Origin of the sequence: Bacillus safensis (assembly GCF_039619585.1) — a bacterium.
GTDB lineage: Bacteria > Bacillota > Bacilli > Bacillales > Bacillaceae > Bacillus > Bacillus safensis.
This window is the reverse complement of record NZ_CP154909.1, coordinates 2,056,650-2,072,162: the sequence shown is the minus strand read 5'-3', so window position 1 is coordinate 2,072,162 and position 15,513 is coordinate 2,056,650. Positions and strand designations below refer to the sequence as shown.

Annotated in this window: 18 protein-coding genes; 17 read left to right on the top strand and 1 reads right to left on the bottom strand. The window is 41.0% G+C overall.

Going from position 1 to position 15,513, the window contains the following annotated elements:
• Positions 1-120 precede the first annotated feature (120 nt).
• The 8 genes from prsW to fni all read left to right on the top strand — a co-directional run bounded on the left by prsW (position 121) and on the right by fni (position 7,378).
• A complete protein-coding gene (prsW, locus tag AAYR28_RS10500; RefSeq protein ID WP_024422824.1) occupies positions 121-777 on the top strand; it encodes a glutamic-type intramembrane protease PrsW in 657 nt (218 codons plus the stop codon).
• A gap of 133 nt (positions 778-910) precedes the next feature.
• On the top strand, positions 911-1,822 hold the full coding sequence (gene sleB / locus AAYR28_RS10495) for a spore cortex-lytic enzyme (RefSeq protein ID WP_101676905.1): 912 nt from the start codon (positions 911-913) through the stop codon (positions 1,820-1,822).
• A gap of 16 nt (positions 1,823-1,838) precedes the next feature.
• Positions 1,839-3,188, top strand: coding sequence for a germination protein YpeB (gene ypeB, locus AAYR28_RS10490; protein ID WP_046311625.1), 1,350 nt, complete (start codon positions 1,839-1,841; stop codon positions 3,186-3,188).
• 102 nt (positions 3,189-3,290) lie between these two features.
• A complete protein-coding gene (locus AAYR28_RS10485; protein ID WP_024422821.1) occupies positions 3,291-3,938 on the top strand; it encodes a flagellar brake protein in 648 nt (215 codons plus the stop codon).
• Positions 3,939-4,001: 63 nt separating this feature from the next.
• Positions 4,002-4,184: a DUF5359 family protein gene (locus tag AAYR28_RS10480; RefSeq protein ID WP_024422820.1), complete on the top strand. Its 183-nt coding sequence runs from the start codon at positions 4,002-4,004 to the stop codon at positions 4,182-4,184.
• Positions 4,185-4,255: 71 nt separating this feature from the next.
• Positions 4,256-4,933 carry a (d)CMP kinase gene (gene cmk, locus AAYR28_RS10475; protein WP_024428083.1) on the top strand — a complete coding sequence of 226 codons (678 nt, stop codon included), beginning with the start codon at positions 4,256-4,258 and terminating at the stop codon, positions 4,931-4,933.
• A 223-nt stretch (positions 4,934-5,156) separates the two neighbouring features.
• Positions 5,157-6,308, top strand: coding sequence for a 30S ribosomal protein S1 (rpsA, locus tag AAYR28_RS10470; protein ID WP_024422818.1), 1,152 nt, complete (start codon positions 5,157-5,159; stop codon positions 6,306-6,308).
• Between the two features lie 14 nt (positions 6,309-6,322).
• Positions 6,323-7,378, top strand: coding sequence for a type 2 isopentenyl-diphosphate Delta-isomerase (gene fni / locus AAYR28_RS10465; protein WP_120208147.1), 1,056 nt, complete (start codon positions 6,323-6,325; stop codon positions 7,376-7,378).
• A 16-nt stretch (positions 7,379-7,394) separates the two neighbouring features.
• Here the strand turns inward: fni and AAYR28_RS10460 are convergent, their stop codons facing one another.
• Positions 7,395-7,526, bottom strand: a complete 132-nt coding sequence (locus AAYR28_RS10460) for a YpzI family protein (RefSeq protein WP_064497540.1) — start codon at positions 7,524-7,526, stop codon at positions 7,395-7,397.
• Positions 7,527-7,646: 120 nt separating this feature from the next.
• On the opposite strand from AAYR28_RS10460, the gene AAYR28_RS10455 reads away from it, so the two are divergent.
• The 9 genes from AAYR28_RS10455 (at position 7,647) to hbs (ending at position 15,403) form a co-directional block, all read left to right on the top strand.
• The gene (locus AAYR28_RS10455; protein WP_418202179.1) at positions 7,647-8,249 is read left to right on the top strand and encodes a YphA family membrane protein; all 603 of its coding nucleotides are present in this window, start codon (positions 7,647-7,649) and stop codon (positions 8,247-8,249) included.
• A complete protein-coding gene (locus AAYR28_RS10450; protein ID WP_024422816.1) occupies positions 8,246-9,130 on the top strand; it encodes a YIEGIA family protein in 885 nt (294 codons plus the stop codon). Before AAYR28_RS10455 ends, AAYR28_RS10450 begins: the two co-directional genes overlap by 4 nt.
• A gap of 6 nt (positions 9,131-9,136) precedes the next feature.
• The gene (locus AAYR28_RS10445; RefSeq protein WP_008344527.1) at positions 9,137-9,331 is read left to right on the top strand and encodes a capping complex subunit for YIEGIA; all 195 of its coding nucleotides are present in this window, start codon (positions 9,137-9,139) and stop codon (positions 9,329-9,331) included.
• A 159-nt stretch (positions 9,332-9,490) separates the two neighbouring features.
• The gene (gene der, locus AAYR28_RS10440) at positions 9,491-10,801 is read left to right on the top strand and encodes a ribosome biogenesis GTPase Der (protein ID WP_034280419.1); all 1,311 of its coding nucleotides are present in this window, start codon (positions 9,491-9,493) and stop codon (positions 10,799-10,801) included.
• Positions 10,802-10,815: 14 nt separating this feature from the next.
• Positions 10,816-11,853, top strand: a complete 1,038-nt coding sequence (locus AAYR28_RS10435; protein ID WP_024428086.1) for an NAD(P)H-dependent glycerol-3-phosphate dehydrogenase — start codon at positions 10,816-10,818, stop codon at positions 11,851-11,853.
• 266 nt (positions 11,854-12,119) lie between these two features.
• Complete coding sequence (locus AAYR28_RS10430) at positions 12,120-12,323, top strand: DUF2768 domain-containing protein (protein ID WP_024422813.1); 204 nt, start codon at positions 12,120-12,122, stop codon at positions 12,321-12,323.
• An 18-nt stretch (positions 12,324-12,341) separates the two neighbouring features.
• Positions 12,342-13,067, top strand: coding sequence for a hypothetical protein (locus AAYR28_RS10425; RefSeq protein ID WP_025093054.1), 726 nt, complete (start codon positions 12,342-12,344; stop codon positions 13,065-13,067).
• 204 nt (positions 13,068-13,271) lie between these two features.
• Positions 13,272-14,750, top strand: a complete 1,479-nt coding sequence (gene spoIVA / locus AAYR28_RS10420) for a stage IV sporulation protein A (protein WP_008344534.1) — start codon at positions 13,272-13,274, stop codon at positions 14,748-14,750.
• Between the two features lie 374 nt (positions 14,751-15,124).
• A complete protein-coding gene (gene hbs / locus AAYR28_RS10415; RefSeq protein WP_003215863.1) occupies positions 15,125-15,403 on the top strand; it encodes a non-specific DNA-binding protein Hbs in 279 nt (92 codons plus the stop codon).
• Positions 15,404-15,513: the final 110 nt, after the last annotated feature.

Sequence of the window (15,513 nt, the reverse complement as noted above, 5' to 3'; positions counted from 1 at the left end):
TTTTTTTATAAATTGGGATTATATAGAAAGGTATTTTTAGAAAAATGGGCCCGAGTCATATAAAAAAAGGGTAAATCATGGTACGATAATGAAGGATAATGTAGGGAAAGAGGTCTGGTTATGATCGCAATCATCTCAGCAGGTTTAGCTCCCGGCATCGCACTTTTAAGTTATTTTTATTTGAAAGATCAGTACGACAATGAGCCGGTTCACATGGTCATCAGATCTTTTATGCTAGGTGTCATACTTGTGTTTCCAACCATGTTTATTCAATATGTCCTTCAAGAGGAAAATATTGCAACAAATCCTATCTTGATTTCATTTGTGACGTCGGGCTTTTTAGAGGAATCATTAAAATGGTTTATTTTAATGGTCAGCGTTTATGCACATGCCCAGTTTGACGAACACTATGACGGAATTGTGTATGGAACGAGTGTCTCACTTGGTTTTGCAACACTTGAAAATATCCTTTACTTAGTCGGCCACGGGGTCGAATATGCGTTTACCCGTGCTTTATTACCTGTATCAAGTCACGCATTATTTGGTGTTGTGATGGGATTTTATATCGGAAAAGCCCGCTTCTCTGATAAAAAAGAGCAGCGCAAATGGCTGATCCTTTCTTTAACGCTCCCTGTGCTGTTTCACGGCCTGTATGATTTCATTCTATTAGGGATGAAAAACTGGGGATATATCATGGTGCCGTTCATGATTTTTTTATGGTGGTTTGGTTTAAGGAAAGCAAAAAAAGCCCGTGCGGTAAAAATGGTGCAAATTTAATTTGGAAAACGTCCTATTTGTTTATAGGGCGTTTTTTTGTCTTTTCCATCCAATTCTCTCCTGTGTTGAATGTATAAAAATAGGGATCGGAAGAAACATATATTCAAACATCAAAAGTACAGGAGGATCAAATATGGATAAAGCTCGTTTCATGAAACAAATTGTTCTTATCTTCTCAATCGTTCTTCTTGCGTCTTCACTTTTGACAGCCAGTAAAAGTGAAGCATTCACCGGCCAAGTCATCCAGCGCGGGGCAACAGGAGAAGATGTAGTCGAGCTGCAAGCGCGGCTCCAATACAATGGGTTTTACAATGGCAAAATCGATGGCGTCTATGGCTGGGGGACGTACTGGGCCGTTCGCAACTTTCAAAGCCAATTTGGCATGAAGAAGGTCGATGGACTTGTAGGTGAGAAAACAAAAAACTTATTAGTTCAAAAGACGAAATACTACAAAGAGTTTGTTCAAAAACAGCTGCAGCAAGGGAACCAGTTTACCCATTATGGCGGAAAGCCTCTTGATCAGCAAACAAAGGCTCCTGCGCAAAAAAGCTCGCAAAAAAAGACAGCCCAAGGTACAAAAGAAAATCAAAAAAGTCAAAGTGGATCATCTGGGAAGTCCGGCAATCAGTCAGGCAGCCAGCAGGGAAATCAAACACCAAAACAAACAGCAGCCAACATGCCTGGTGGTTTTTCTAGTAATGACATTCAGCTCTTGTCGCAAGCTGTTTACAGTGAAGCAAGAGGTGAGCCGTATGAAGGACAGGTGGCCATCGCGTCCGTTATCTTAAACCGCTTGAACAATCCGACCTTTCCAAATACGATCGCAGGAGTCATTTTTGAACCGCTTGCGTTTACTGCTGTAGCAGATGGGCAATTTTATATGACGCCAGATGAAACGGCAAAAAAAGCTGTATTTGATGCAATCAATGGCTGGGATCCATCTGAGAGCGCCATCTATTACTTTAATCCTGATACAGCAACAAGTCCATGGATTTGGGGAAGACCACAAATTAAACGAATCGGGAAACATATATTCTGCGAATAAAAAGGGGTGTAAATAAATGATCAGAGGAATATTGATTGCTATTTTAGGAATTGCTGTCATCTCAACAGGTTACTGGGGCTATAAAGAACATCAAGAAAAAGACGCCGTGCTGCTTCATGCTGAGAACAACTACCAAAGAGCCTTCCACGATTTAACGTATCAGGTGGATCAGCTGCATGACAAACTGGGCGCAACACTTGCGATGAACAGCCAAACATCCATCTCACCAGCACTTGCAGATGTATGGAGAATGTCATCAGAAGCGCATAACAATGTCAGCCAGCTCCCGCTTACATTGATGCCTTTTAATAAAACGGAAGAATTTCTGGCGAATGTCGGAGACTTTAGCTACAAATCATCAGTCAAATCTTTATCAGATGAACCATTAAATAAAGATACACACAAAACCATTACAGCTCTATATAATCAAGCGTCAGATATCCAAAACGAACTTAGACAAGTGCAGCACCTCGTACTTAATAAAAACTTAAAATGGATGGATGTTGAAATGGCGCTCGCTGACGGCGATCGAAAGAACGACAACACCATCATTGACGGGCTGAAAACAGTCGAGAGAAATGCAGATGCATTTGCAGATGTCGATCTTGGGCCTACAAATGTGTCCACAGAAAAAGAAACACAAGGATACAATCATTTAAAAGGCGATAAGATTTCAAAAAAAGAAGCGATCCGCATTGCACAGCAATTCACACCTGACCATAATCAACATTTTAAAGTGAGAAAAAGCGGCAGCAAAACCAATCGCGACGTGTACAGCTTATCGATGTCTGATCCAGACAGCCATGCAAACTTTTATTTAGACTTAACTGAAAAAGGAGGACACCCAGTTTACCTTCTTCAGAATCGTGACGTGAAAAAACAGAAAATCAGTTTAAATGATGCATCAGAAAAAGCACTCAGCTTTTTAAAGAAGCAAGGGTTTGATACAGAATCGTTCCATTTAGATGAAAGTGCACAATTTGATAATATCGGTGTATTTACCTATGTTCCTCTTCAGAAAAATGTTCTGCTTTATCCAGATAGCATACGCATGAAAGTCGCATTGGACGATGGTGAGGTTGTTGGGTTTTCAGCGAAGGATTATTTAACGAATCATAAAACACGTGACATTAAATCACCTAAAATCTCGCAAAAAGAAGCGAAGAAAACATTAAATCAGCATGTAAAGATCGAAGATACTCATTTAGCGATTGTGCAAAATGATATGTCAGAGGAAGTTCTGTGCTATGAGTTCCTCGGAACGATAAAAAACGATACGTATCGCATGTTCATTAATGCAGATACTGGAAAAGAAGAACGAGTAGATAAACTAAAAAACGCAGAACCTATATATAAAGACCTATAGAAAAGGAAACAAGGAAAAGGCTAATAAGTCTTTTCCTTTTGTTTTAGACATGGTTTAATATAGGAGAGGATACGATTTCACAGATGAAAAGAGTGATGAGGAATGTTACAAATAGGGGATGCAATCACAATTGAATATGTCAATGAGAACAAAGAAGTGAAAACAGCAAAATCGAAGGTTTTGGAAAATAATAACGATGATATTTGCATTAATTATCCAGCTGATAAAGAAACGGGACGCACCATCTACTTAAACCAGCAAACAGAAATCACCGTCTTCTTTTTTGACGAAAACCAAATTCCATACAAATGTACAAGCGAAGTCATCGGAAAAAGAAAAGAAGATATCCCGATGATTGTTATTTCCATTCCGCCAAAAGAAGAAATGATTCGGCTTCAGCGAAGAGAATATCTGAGAGTGGATACGATGGTCAAAGCCACCATTATGCAAACGGATGAAGAGGCCTTTGAAACGTTTATTGTGAATATGAGTGCTGGCGGCGTAGCAATCTCTGTTCCTGAGGGCGTGTCATTGAAAGAATATGGAGAAGTGGTCACAGAGTTTGAACTTCCCCTAAAAGAGCCCGTGAAAATAAAAGCGGTTGCAGAGATGAATCGAGTATATCAAGATGAACAGTCTGGCAAAACAAGAGCGATCATGGAGTTTTCAGAGATCACAAATGATCACCAGCAGCACATCATGAAATACTGCTTCCAGCAGCAGCTTTTAACACGTGTGAAAAAAGCATAAGAATAAAGGGTGTAAAAAGCTTCCATACTAGAGAGGAAAGAATCTAGCGTGGAGGCTTTTTGTATGAAGACAATGGAAAGATGGTTATTGAAAGTGGTGCTCATTCAGCTTGTTTTATTGCTAACTGTTCAGATTACACTTCATTTGACGAAAGGAGAGCTTTTTTTGTCAAAAGTCGTGCAGTATGAGGGTGTGAATAACATGAGTATTGAAGAATGGATTGAAACGTTTAAGCAGAAGGATTGATAGAAAATTCCCCCGTTTGAGCGGTGATCGTGTTACAATTCATAAGGGAGATTCAATCAAGGAGAGGTATTATGAAAAAGAAATTATCTATAGCAATTGACGGTCCTGCAGCAGCAGGCAAAAGCACTGTGGCAAAAATTGTCGCAGCCAAAAAATCATATATTTATATTGATACAGGTGCTATGTACCGCGCGATTACACTTGCGGCACTCAATCAAGGTGTAGACCTTGAAGACGAACAGGCACTTGATTCATTACTGAAAAAAACGGTCATTGAACTAGTAACAACAGACGAGGGTCAAAAAGTCCATCTAAACAATACGGATGTCACAGAGGATATTCGCACAGACCGCGTAAGCAACCAGGTATCGGTTGTTGCAAAGCACAGAGCTGTTCGGGAAGAAATGGTCCGCAGGCAGCAAGAGCTTGGCAAACGAGGCGGCGTCGTTATGGACGGAAGAGACATAGGTACTCATGTACTTCCAGATGCTGAAGTGAAAATTTTCTTGCTTGCATCAGTAGAAGAAAGAGCAAAACGCCGCTTTGAAGAGAATCAGAAAAAAGGCTACGATGTCAATTACGATCAGCTGATCGAAGAGATTGCAAGACGCGATAAGCTTGATTCTGAGCGCGAAGTTTCACCTTTGAAGAAAGCGGATGACGCCATTGAAATTGACACCACTTCCCTTTCTATTCAAGAGGTGGCAGGGAAAATTTTAGATGCAGCAGACCGCGTGGAGAAACAGTAAGAAATTTTAGAAAACTTTTATAAGTTAGAGGTTTATCTCTTGACAAACAAGGTCTTTTATTAGAAGTTTATACTAATACTATTTTTATTGATCATTCAAGCAATTATATTGATTTGAATGTTTCTATAATACATATTCGGCTGGCAATCATCATGCTTAAGACACATATTCGCCCAGTCGTTTTAACTAAGCTGTGTAGGTTTGGACCAAGGAGGTTATCGAAATGACAGAGGAAATGAATCAAATCGATGTTCAGGTACCAGAGGTTGGAGATGTAGTGAAAGGGATTGTTTCTAAAGTTGAGGACAAGCATGTCAATGTAGATATCGTCAATGTGAAACAACCTGGTATCATCCCAATCAGTGAATTATCAAGTCTTCACGTTGAAAAAGCATCAGATGTCGTGAAAGATGGCGACGAGTTAGAGCTTAAAGTAACAAAGGTCGAAGACGATGCTTTGATTTTATCTAAACGTGCTGTTGATGCAGACCGCGCTTGGGAAGACCTAGAGAAAAAGTTTGAAACAAAAGAAGTATTTGAAGCTGAAGTAAAAGACGTTGTAAAAGGTGGTCTTGTCGTTGACATTGGTGTGCGCGGATTTATTCCTGCATCTCTTGTAGAAGCACACTATGTAGAAGACTTCACAGATTACAAAGGAAAAACACTCTCACTTGTCGTGGTAGAACTTGACCGCGAAAAAAATCGCGTGATTCTCTCGCACCGTGCAGTCGTTGAGCAAGAGCAATTAGACAAAAAGCAAGACTTCCTGCAAAAGCTTGAAGTAGGCAGTGTGATTGATGGTAAAGTGCAGCGGCTTACTGATTTTGGTGCATTTGTTGACATTGGCGGCATTGACGGATTAGTTCACATTTCTCAACTATCCCATGCGCATGTTGAAAAGCCATCTGACGTAGTAGAAGAAGGACAGGAAGTCAAGGTCAAAGTACTTGCTGTTGATCGTGATAACGAACGTATCTCACTATCTATTAAAGAAACATTACCAGGACCTTGGAGCCAAATTGGTGAAAAGGTAAAACAAGGTGATGTGCTTGAAGGAACCGTTCAACGTCTTGTGAGCTTTGGTGCATTTGTTGAAATTCTGCCAGGTGTAGAAGGGCTTGTGCATATTTCCCAAATCTCTCATAAACATATCGGCACGCCGCAAGAAGTTCTTGAAGAAGGGCAGACTGTGAAAGTGAAAGTGCTTGATGTGAATGAAGACGAAGAGCGCATTTCACTAAGCATCCGTGATTTAGAAGAAAATCCTGAAAAACAAATCGAAGAGGATTATCGTCAATATCAGGCGAAAGAAGAAAATACAAGCGGATTCCAGCTTGGTGACCTGATCGGCGATAAACTCAATAAACTAAAATAATTTGGTGATCAAAATTGACGCGAGCAGAAAGAAAGAAGCAGCATATTGAGCATGCGTTGTCCACTGGCCAGCATGCAGCAACAGGTTTAGATGATGTTTCCTTCGTTCACGCCAGTTTACCAGATCTTGCGACATCACAAATTGATACACAAACGACAATTGGCGGACTGACTTTCGGTTCGCCAATTTTTATCAATGCAATGACTGGCGGAGGCGGAGAATCCACCTATGAGATCAACCGCTCTTTATCGATCGCAGCGAAGGAGACCAATATCCCAGTAGCAGTTGGATCACAAATGGCTGCACTGAAAGATAAAGAAGAAAGACGAACATATGAAGTCGTTCGTAAAGTAAATCCGGATGGAATTGTCTTTGCGAATTTAGGCAGTGAAGCGACAATGAAGCAAGCTCAAGAAGCAGTCAACATGCTCGAGGCGAATATGCTCCAAATTCATCTGAATGTCATCCAAGAGATTGTCATGCCTGAAGGCGATCGCGATTTCAGAGGGGCGCTTGAGCGGATTGCAGCGATCGTTGAATCTGTTGGTGTGCCTGTTGTTGTAAAAGAAGTCGGGTTTGGCATGAGCAAGGAGACGGCAGGAAAGTTATTTCATGCTGGGGTTGCAGCCGTTGATGTAGGCGGATTTGGTGGGACGAACTTCTCCAAGATTGAAAATCTCCGACGCCAAAAAGCACTTCGTTATTTTGATCAATGGGGAATTCCAACTGCAGCGAGTCTTGCTGAAGTACATACAGCCTTTCAGAGTCAAACGATTTTAGCCTCCGGAGGTATTCAAGATGCTCTTGATGTAACCAAATCAATGGCTCTTGGCGCATCTGCTGCTGGTCTAGCTGGATTTTTCTTAAAATCATTGACCAGTGGAGGAGAAAGCGGCCTCATCGAAGATATCATGGAACTTCAAGAAGATATCAAGATGATGATGACAGTGCTTGGCGTGAAGACGATTGAAGAACTGAGACAGGCTCAAGTTGTGATCTCAGGGGAAACAAGTCATTGGCTCAAAGAAAGAGGCGTTGACACAACGTACTATAGTCAGAGAGGCATGTGATATCACATGCCTTTTTTTATTGATTTCTTTTTCGAGCGCTTTCTGGACCTTCTAATGCTGTTGCACCTTTATGATGAATGGATTGATCGCGGTCAGATTCCACTCTTTTTGACGCCTTTAAACGTTTTTCCTGTCTATCTTTTCCCATCATGTATCCCTCCTCAGGTTATTAGGGTGTCACCTCTTGTTTATTTCATACAGAGCCGGTAACGATCCGCATGTTTAAAAATTGGAGATTTTCCCATAATGTAATTGAGGTGATGAGGCGTTGGAGGCTTTGTACTATTATTGGTCTATATGGTTCGTTTGGATTATGGTGACATTTATCATGGAAAAAAGTTTGTGGCGCAGCGTGCTGGGCATCTGTGTACTTGTCCATATTATATTCAGTCATATCATGATATCCGTTTTAGATATGAGCATCAATGCGGGATTCTTGATGACTTTTTTATATGCATGTGCTGCTTTCGTCATATATAGGCCTAGTTACCGAATGATGAGAATCATGCAATTGGGCTCGATGGTGAGCGCGTATGCCTTTTTTATGATGTTTGCATTATATGACCCTGTTTGGTTCACGATAATAAAGGTGGATTGGGTCGTATTTGCCCTGCTGATCTTAATGTGTATGACATATGGACAGCCGTTAACGGAAAGAATCACCTTATGGATGATGTCAGTATGTCTCGGCGAAGCCCTTTATGCGCTGACGATTCACCGCCTCACATCATCAATTGTCCTAGGGGATCTCTCTTTTCTTTCCTTCGTTGTACAAGGAGCGGTCTTCCTATTAGGTGTCGATCAGCTTGAAAAGCTCTTAAACGCCCGTTCATCTAGAAAATCAGTAAAAGGGGCTGCAAAATCAACATGACAGACTATACGTTTCCTGTGATTATTGGTGTCATCTTTGGGATGGCGGCCAGACTTTACATGTTAAGAACGGATTACCGGCAATACCCGACGTATATTCATGGACAAGTGATTCACATTGCACTTGGTTTTATTGCGTCAGGATTAGGTGCGATCATTATGCCTGCACTAATTCAGGAGGAATTTACAGCGATTACCTTTCTCACTTTGGCAGCCACACAATTTCGAGATGTCCGAAATATGGAAAGAAATACGTTAACCCAAATGGATTCGTATGAGCTTGTCTCACGAGGCAGTACATATATAGAAGGCATTGCTATTGCCTTTGAAAGTCGAAATTATATTGCCATTCTCACTGCACTTATTACAACGACAGCCTGTATTTTCTTCTCGCTTGTTGTTGGAACAGTAGTCGGTATTCTTTGTTTTTTCATGGCAAAGCTATTAATGTCAGGCAGTCAATTAAAGGATATCGTCAGCATTCAAAAAGGGGAACTTCGCTTTGATGGGGCAGGGCTTTATGTGAATGATATATACATTATGAATATCGGGCTGCCTGAAAAGCAAAAACTCATTTTAGAACATGGGATGGGCTTTATTTTGACACCGAAAAATTTCAACTCTGCTACAACGATTGCCAACCTTGGACAGCGGCAAGCTATTTTATTTGATTTATCAAACGTGCTTGGCGTGTACCGCGATTCTGGTGAACCATCGCTCTGTCCGCTCGCAAAACGTGATCTGAATACCGGTACACTTGGTGTGTTCATATTACCGCAATGGCAGCGTGAAGATTTGGCTGTCCGTGTATTAGAAGAGGTGCCTATTTTAGAAAATGCCATTAGAATGCCGACAGATTTCATTAAAAAGAAAGTGAGGTAACGAGATATGGCGAACACCATTGAACAATTTATATTGGCTGTGGCGACAACTAATAAAGAGCGGGTCATTGGCGGAACAGCGGTTTTTTTCTGTGAAAATAAAGAAGAGCTCGACATGTATGCCATGAATTTAGAGGCCATTTTAGATGGAATTGCACACGGCATTGGAGAAGATCTTTACTTGATTGTCAAACATTTTTAAGTTATTCATTGTGGTCTGATTAAAAATTGATATAATATATAAGTTGAACCCTTCATGTTTGAAGGGTTTATTTCATAAAACTGAATGAAAATTATAAATCCCGGTTGAAACATGATGATGAACATATTGAATCGCGGCTGGATTGAAAGGAAGGGTACTATGGGTAAACCTGTCGTAGCCATTGTTGGAAGGCCCAACGTTGGAAAATCTACAATTTTTAATCGAATCGCAGGCGAAAGAATATCGATTGTAGAAGACACACCTGGTGTAACAAGAGATCGAATCTATAGCTCTGCTGAATGGTTAAATTATGACTTTAATTTAATAGATACTGGTGGAATTGATATTGGAGATGAGCCATTCTTGGCGCAAATTCGCCATCAGGCAGAAATCGCAATGGATGAAGCGGATGTGATTATCTTTATGGTGAATGGCCGAGATGGCGTGACATCTGCGGATGAAGAAGTCGCAAAAATTTTATATCGTACGAAAAAGCCAGTTGTACTTGCTGTCAATAAACTGGACAACCCTGAAATGAGAAGCGATGTGTATGACTTTTATGCACTCGGATTTGGCGAGCCGTTTCCGATTTCTGGAACGCACGGATTAGGTCTTGGTGATCTGCTTGATGCAGTGGCAGAACACTTTAAGAACTTACCGGATACGCAATATGCTGAAGAAGTTGTTCAGTTCTGCTTAATTGGCCGCCCGAATGTAGGAAAATCTTCTTTAGTGAATGCGATGCTCGGAGAAGACCGCGTCATTGTCAGCAACATTGCTGGTACAACAAGAGATGCTGTCGATACGATGTTTACGTACAATCAGCGTGACTTTGTCATTGTCGATACAGCAGGTATGAGGAAAAAAGGGAAAGTATATGAAACAACAGAGAAATACAGTGTACTTCGTGCATTAAAAGCCATTGACCGCTCTGACGTTGTCGCTGTTGTACTTGACGGCGAGGAAGGCATTATTGAGCAGGATAAACGAATTGCTGGATATGCACACGAAGCTGGTAAAGCTGTTGTCATCATTGTGAACAAATGGGATGCTGTTGAAAAAGATGAGCGTACGATGAAGGAATTTGAGCAAAACATCCGCGAGCATTTTCAATTCCTTGATTATGCACCTGTCTTGTTTATGTCTGCTCTTACGAAAAAGAGAATTCATACATTAATGCCGTCCATTATCACAGCAAGCGAAAACCATGCAATGCGCGTTCAAACCAATATTTTAAATGATATCATCATGGATGCGGTGGCGATGAATCCAACGCCGACCCATAACGGACAGCGCCTAAAGATTTACTATGCAACACAGGTGGCCATTAAGCCTCCTTCCTTCGTTGTGTTTGTCAACGATCCAGAGCTTATGCACTTTTCTTATGAGCGTTTCCTAGAAAACCGCATTCGAGATGCATTTGGTTTTGAAGGAACACCGATTAAAATATTTGCGAGAGCGAGAAAATAAAAAGGGTGAGCAGGATGAAGAAAATTTCAGTACTTGGAGCAGGCAGCTGGGGGACAGCTCTTGCGCTTGTATTAGCTGATAATCATCATGATGTACACATGTGGGGACATAGACAAGAGCTCATTGATCAAATCAATGAGAAACATGAAAATCATGATTACTTGCCAAATGTCGAACTGCCAGCGTCTATTCAGGCGACAACCGATATGAAGCAGGCTTTAGAGGGGACAGAGGCGGTTATTGTCGCTGTGCCAACAAAGGCCATTCGTGAGGTATTGAAGCAGGCAAATGAGCTGATCTCATCGAAGGTGCCATTTGTCCATGTCAGTAAGGGAATTGAACCAGATACACTTCTTAGAATTTCTCAAATGATTGAACAAGAAGTCCCATCTGAGAAAAGAGAGGCTGTCGTTGTCCTATCAGGACCGAGTCATGCAGAAGAAGTAGGTCTGCGTCATCCAACAACTGTCACTGTCTCGTCAGAAAACATTGAAGCAGCTCAATTTGTTCAAGATTTGTTCATGAACAATCATTTTAGAGTGTACACAAACCCTGATGTGATTGGGGTGGAAATTGGCGGCGCATTGAAAAATATCATTGCTCTTGCGGCTGGTATTACAGACGGACTTGGATATGGTGACAATGCAAAAGCGGCGCTTATCACAAGAGGACTTGCTGAAATCGCACGTCTTGGCACAAAAATGGGAGGGAATCCCCTTACATTTGCTGGATTGACAGGCGTTGGCGATTTGATTGTGACATGTACAAGTGTTCATTCGCGTAACTGGCGCTGCGGGAATTTACTCGGTAAAGGATATAAGCTCGAAGAAGTGCTTGAAAAAATGGGCATGGTTGTCGAAGGCGTCCGCACAACAAAAGGCGCTTATCAGCTCTCCAAAGAATACAAGGTCAGCATGCCGATCACAGAGGCTCTTTACGGCGTCCTGTTTGAAGGGAAAAAGGTGGACGATGCTGTAGAATCATTGATGGCACGTGTGAAAACACATGAGATGGAAGACCTTGTGAACATGTTTGAAAACCAAACAAAATAAAAGGAAAGACTGAACTTAGGCATGTAGAGGATGCAAGAAGGGGAAGACTTGCATAACATAGCAATGAAGTTTGAATAGAGCTTTGCCTCTACAGAATGAGGAAAATAGTCGATCCAATGACTGAAGCAGAGTCCCCCTCTTTGCTTCAGTTTTTTTATGCGCTTTTTTCTGAATGATTGGAAAAATGATTGATATTTACCTTATTTTTGGTTTAAAATGAAATATAAACGCTTACAATTCGTTCGTTTTGAAGGGGGACAGGCACGATGAGTTTTGCTTTAATCAAGATGTGGTTTGCGCTTGGTTCAATGGGGCTCATGTTTTTAGCCGTAGTAACCATTTATCTCAGCAGGTTTAAGCTGAAAAGCAAATTTCTTAAAATAACGGCCTCGACCGTTGCATACAGCTTGATGCTGATATCAGGTATCATTGTGTTTTTAGTTGTCTTTAGCGGACCGGTCAATGAATAAAGAAAAAGGAAGAATGTGATGATCAAAGCAAAAGTCAGTGTCACACTGTTAGCACTTATTTTATTATCAGGATGTCTGTATCCAGAAAATCGCAAAGCTGAGAACCGGGTGCCATACGAAGAGCAGCTGCAAAGTGTACAGACAGCGATTGAGGAATTTCAAAAAGCAACAAATGGTCTTTTGCCTATAGAAACGAAAGAAGCAGACACGCCGGTTTATCAGAAATATGTCATCGACTTTAAGCGCTTGTCACCAAGATATTTACACGATGTACCGTCTACATCTTATGAAGGCGGGGGCGAATATATTTATGTCCTCACAGACGTCGAAAAGAAACCCACTGTGAAACTGCTTGATGTCAAAATGACACAGACCATCAATGAATTACGTCTTAGAATCAAGATGTATCAAGATGAACATACATATCCGCCATACGGCAAAGTCGTATCAGCCAATTTATATACGTTAAATGAAAAAAAACTAGGATTAAAATCGCCGCCTGCGGTGATAAGTCCTGTGACAGGGAATTCCCTCCCATTACTGATTTCATCAAACGGTGACATCTATGTGGACTACCGCAGTGATTTTGCTCACATTTTGAAGAATACGAAGCAAAAGCTGAAACCAGGTGAAAACATTCAAGATGTATATTGGCAGGAAACCCCGTTTGTACCCGCGTTTTCTGTCCCATATACCATCAACAAAAAAGGTGAGCCTGCCTTTTTAGAAAAAAAGACGTCATAAACAAGAATGAACCTTTTTCCTCTGCATATAAATGAGGAGAAAGGTTTTTTTATGGCTAAACTTACTCTCAAAACAAAAAGGTGTCATATTCAAATAGGACAACGTCATACACATATATTGTCCAGACACCTTTCAAGCACAGTTTGATTGAAGAATAGAGTATTTCATTTGAAAACGAGGATAGCAAGTCCGGGAGGGGATCACTTGGAAAAAGTCGATATTTTCAAGGATATCGCTGAACGAACAGGAGGCGATATATATTTAGGAGTCGTTGGCGCTGTTCGTACAGGGAAATCTACGTTTATTAAAAAGTTTATGGAGCTCGTGGTGCTCCCGAATATCAATAATGAGGCAGATCGTGCAAGAGCACAGGATGAATTGCCGCAAAGCGCAGCAGGAAAAACCATTATGACCACAGAGCCAAAATTTGTACCGAATCAAGCAGCATCAATTCACGTGAGTGACGGCCTTGATGTCAACATCAGACTTGTCGATTGTGTGGGATACACTGTCCCTGGTGCGCGCGGGTATGAAGATGAAAATGGCCCAAGAATGATCAATACGCCGTGGTATGAAGAGCCAATCCCGTTTCATGAAGCAGCGGAAATTGGTACACGCAAGGTCATTCAAGAGCATTCAACAATAGGTGTAGTGATTACAACAGATGGTTCCATTGGAGAAATTCCAAGACATGATTATATTGAATCTGAAGAACGTGTAATTGATGAACTCAAAGAGGTTGGAAAGCCGTTTATTATGGTCATTAACTCTGTGAGGCCATATCATCCTGAAACAGAAGCGCTCCGGCAGGAACTTAGCCAAAAGTATGATATTCCAGTACTCGCCATGAGCGTAGAAAGTATGAGAGAGCAAGACGTACTCAGCGTTCTTCGTGAAGCATTATATGAATTCCCAGTTCTAGAGGTGAATGTGAACCTGCCAAGCTGGGTGATGGTGCTAAAAGAAGATCACTGGCTGAGAGAGAGCTATCAGGATTCAGTAAAGGAAACTGTAAAGGATATTAAAAGATTAAGAGATGTCGACCGTGTCGTTGGTCAATTCAGTGAATTTGATTTTATCGAAAGAGCGGGTTTAGCAGGAATTGAAATGGGTCAGGGGATTGCGGAGATTGACCTGTATGCGCCAGATGATCTATATGATCATATTTTAAAAGAAGTGGTTGGTGTAGAAATTAGAGGAAAAGACCATCTTTTAGAGCTCATGCAAGACTTTGCTCATGCTAAGACAGAATATGATCAAGTATCAGACGCATTAAAAATGGTGAAGCAGACTGGTTACGGGATTGCAGCGCCAGCGCTATCAGATATGAGTTTAGATGAGCCGGAAATCATTAGGCAGGGGTCAAGATTCGGCGTGAGATTAAAAGCGGTCGCTCCATCTATTCATATGATCAAAGTAGATGTAGAGAGCGAATTTGCACCGATTATCGGAACAGAAAAACAAAGTGAAGAGCTCGTCCGCTACTTAATGCAAGACTTTGAAGATGATCCGCTTTCGATCTGGAATTCAGATATATTTGGCCGTTCCCTCAGCTCCCTTGTCAGAGAAGGCATTCAAGCAAAGCTGTCTCTCATGCCGGAAAACGCAAGATATAAGCTGAAGGAAACGCTTGAAAGAATCATTAACGAAGGATCAGGTGGTTTGATCGCGATTATTTTATAGCAAGTGAGACCTCTCATTGATGGGGTCTTTTTTTTGCGTGTAGAATGAGTCATAAAAAGACAATTGTATAAAGATTAGTCAGATTCAGGCTGAAATTAGGAATATTCGTTCGCAAAAGTGCCCTTAATCCTTGACGAATAAGGATTCTTCCCTTTAAAATGCTTGATATGGTATTTCATATGTGTTAATCTACTTACAGAAAATCTTCACTTTGTTGGACAAACATTCCTTCAAAGAGATGTTTTCTAATGAAAAGCCATGTATAACGCTTTCTAGACGCTCTTTTTTTCTGAAAAAGGGTATAGAAAGAAGATGAATTGTGAAGAAATGATAACAATCTACTGAATGCATATTTTTGGGAGGAGGTGAAAGGCATGAACAAGACAGAACTTATTAACGCGGTTGCTGAAGCAAGCGAGTTATCTAAAAAAGACGCGACAAAAGCAGTTGATTCTGTTTTTGATACAATTTTAGATGCACTTAAAAATGGTGACAAAATCCAACTTATTGGTTTTGGTAACTTTGAAGTACGTGAGCGTTCAGCTCGTAAAGGACGTAACCCACAAACTGGTGCAGAGATCGAAATCCCTGCAAGCAAAGTACCTGCTTTCAAACCAGGTAAAGCACTTAAAGACGCGGTGGCAGGTAAATAATCGTTATGTGTAATGATCCTGTTGAAGGAGTTATACATATACAGTTTCACACTGGTCTAGAAAAGCCCCTTTCATAAGGGGCTTTTCCTTTTGAATCAAAAGGTTCGTTT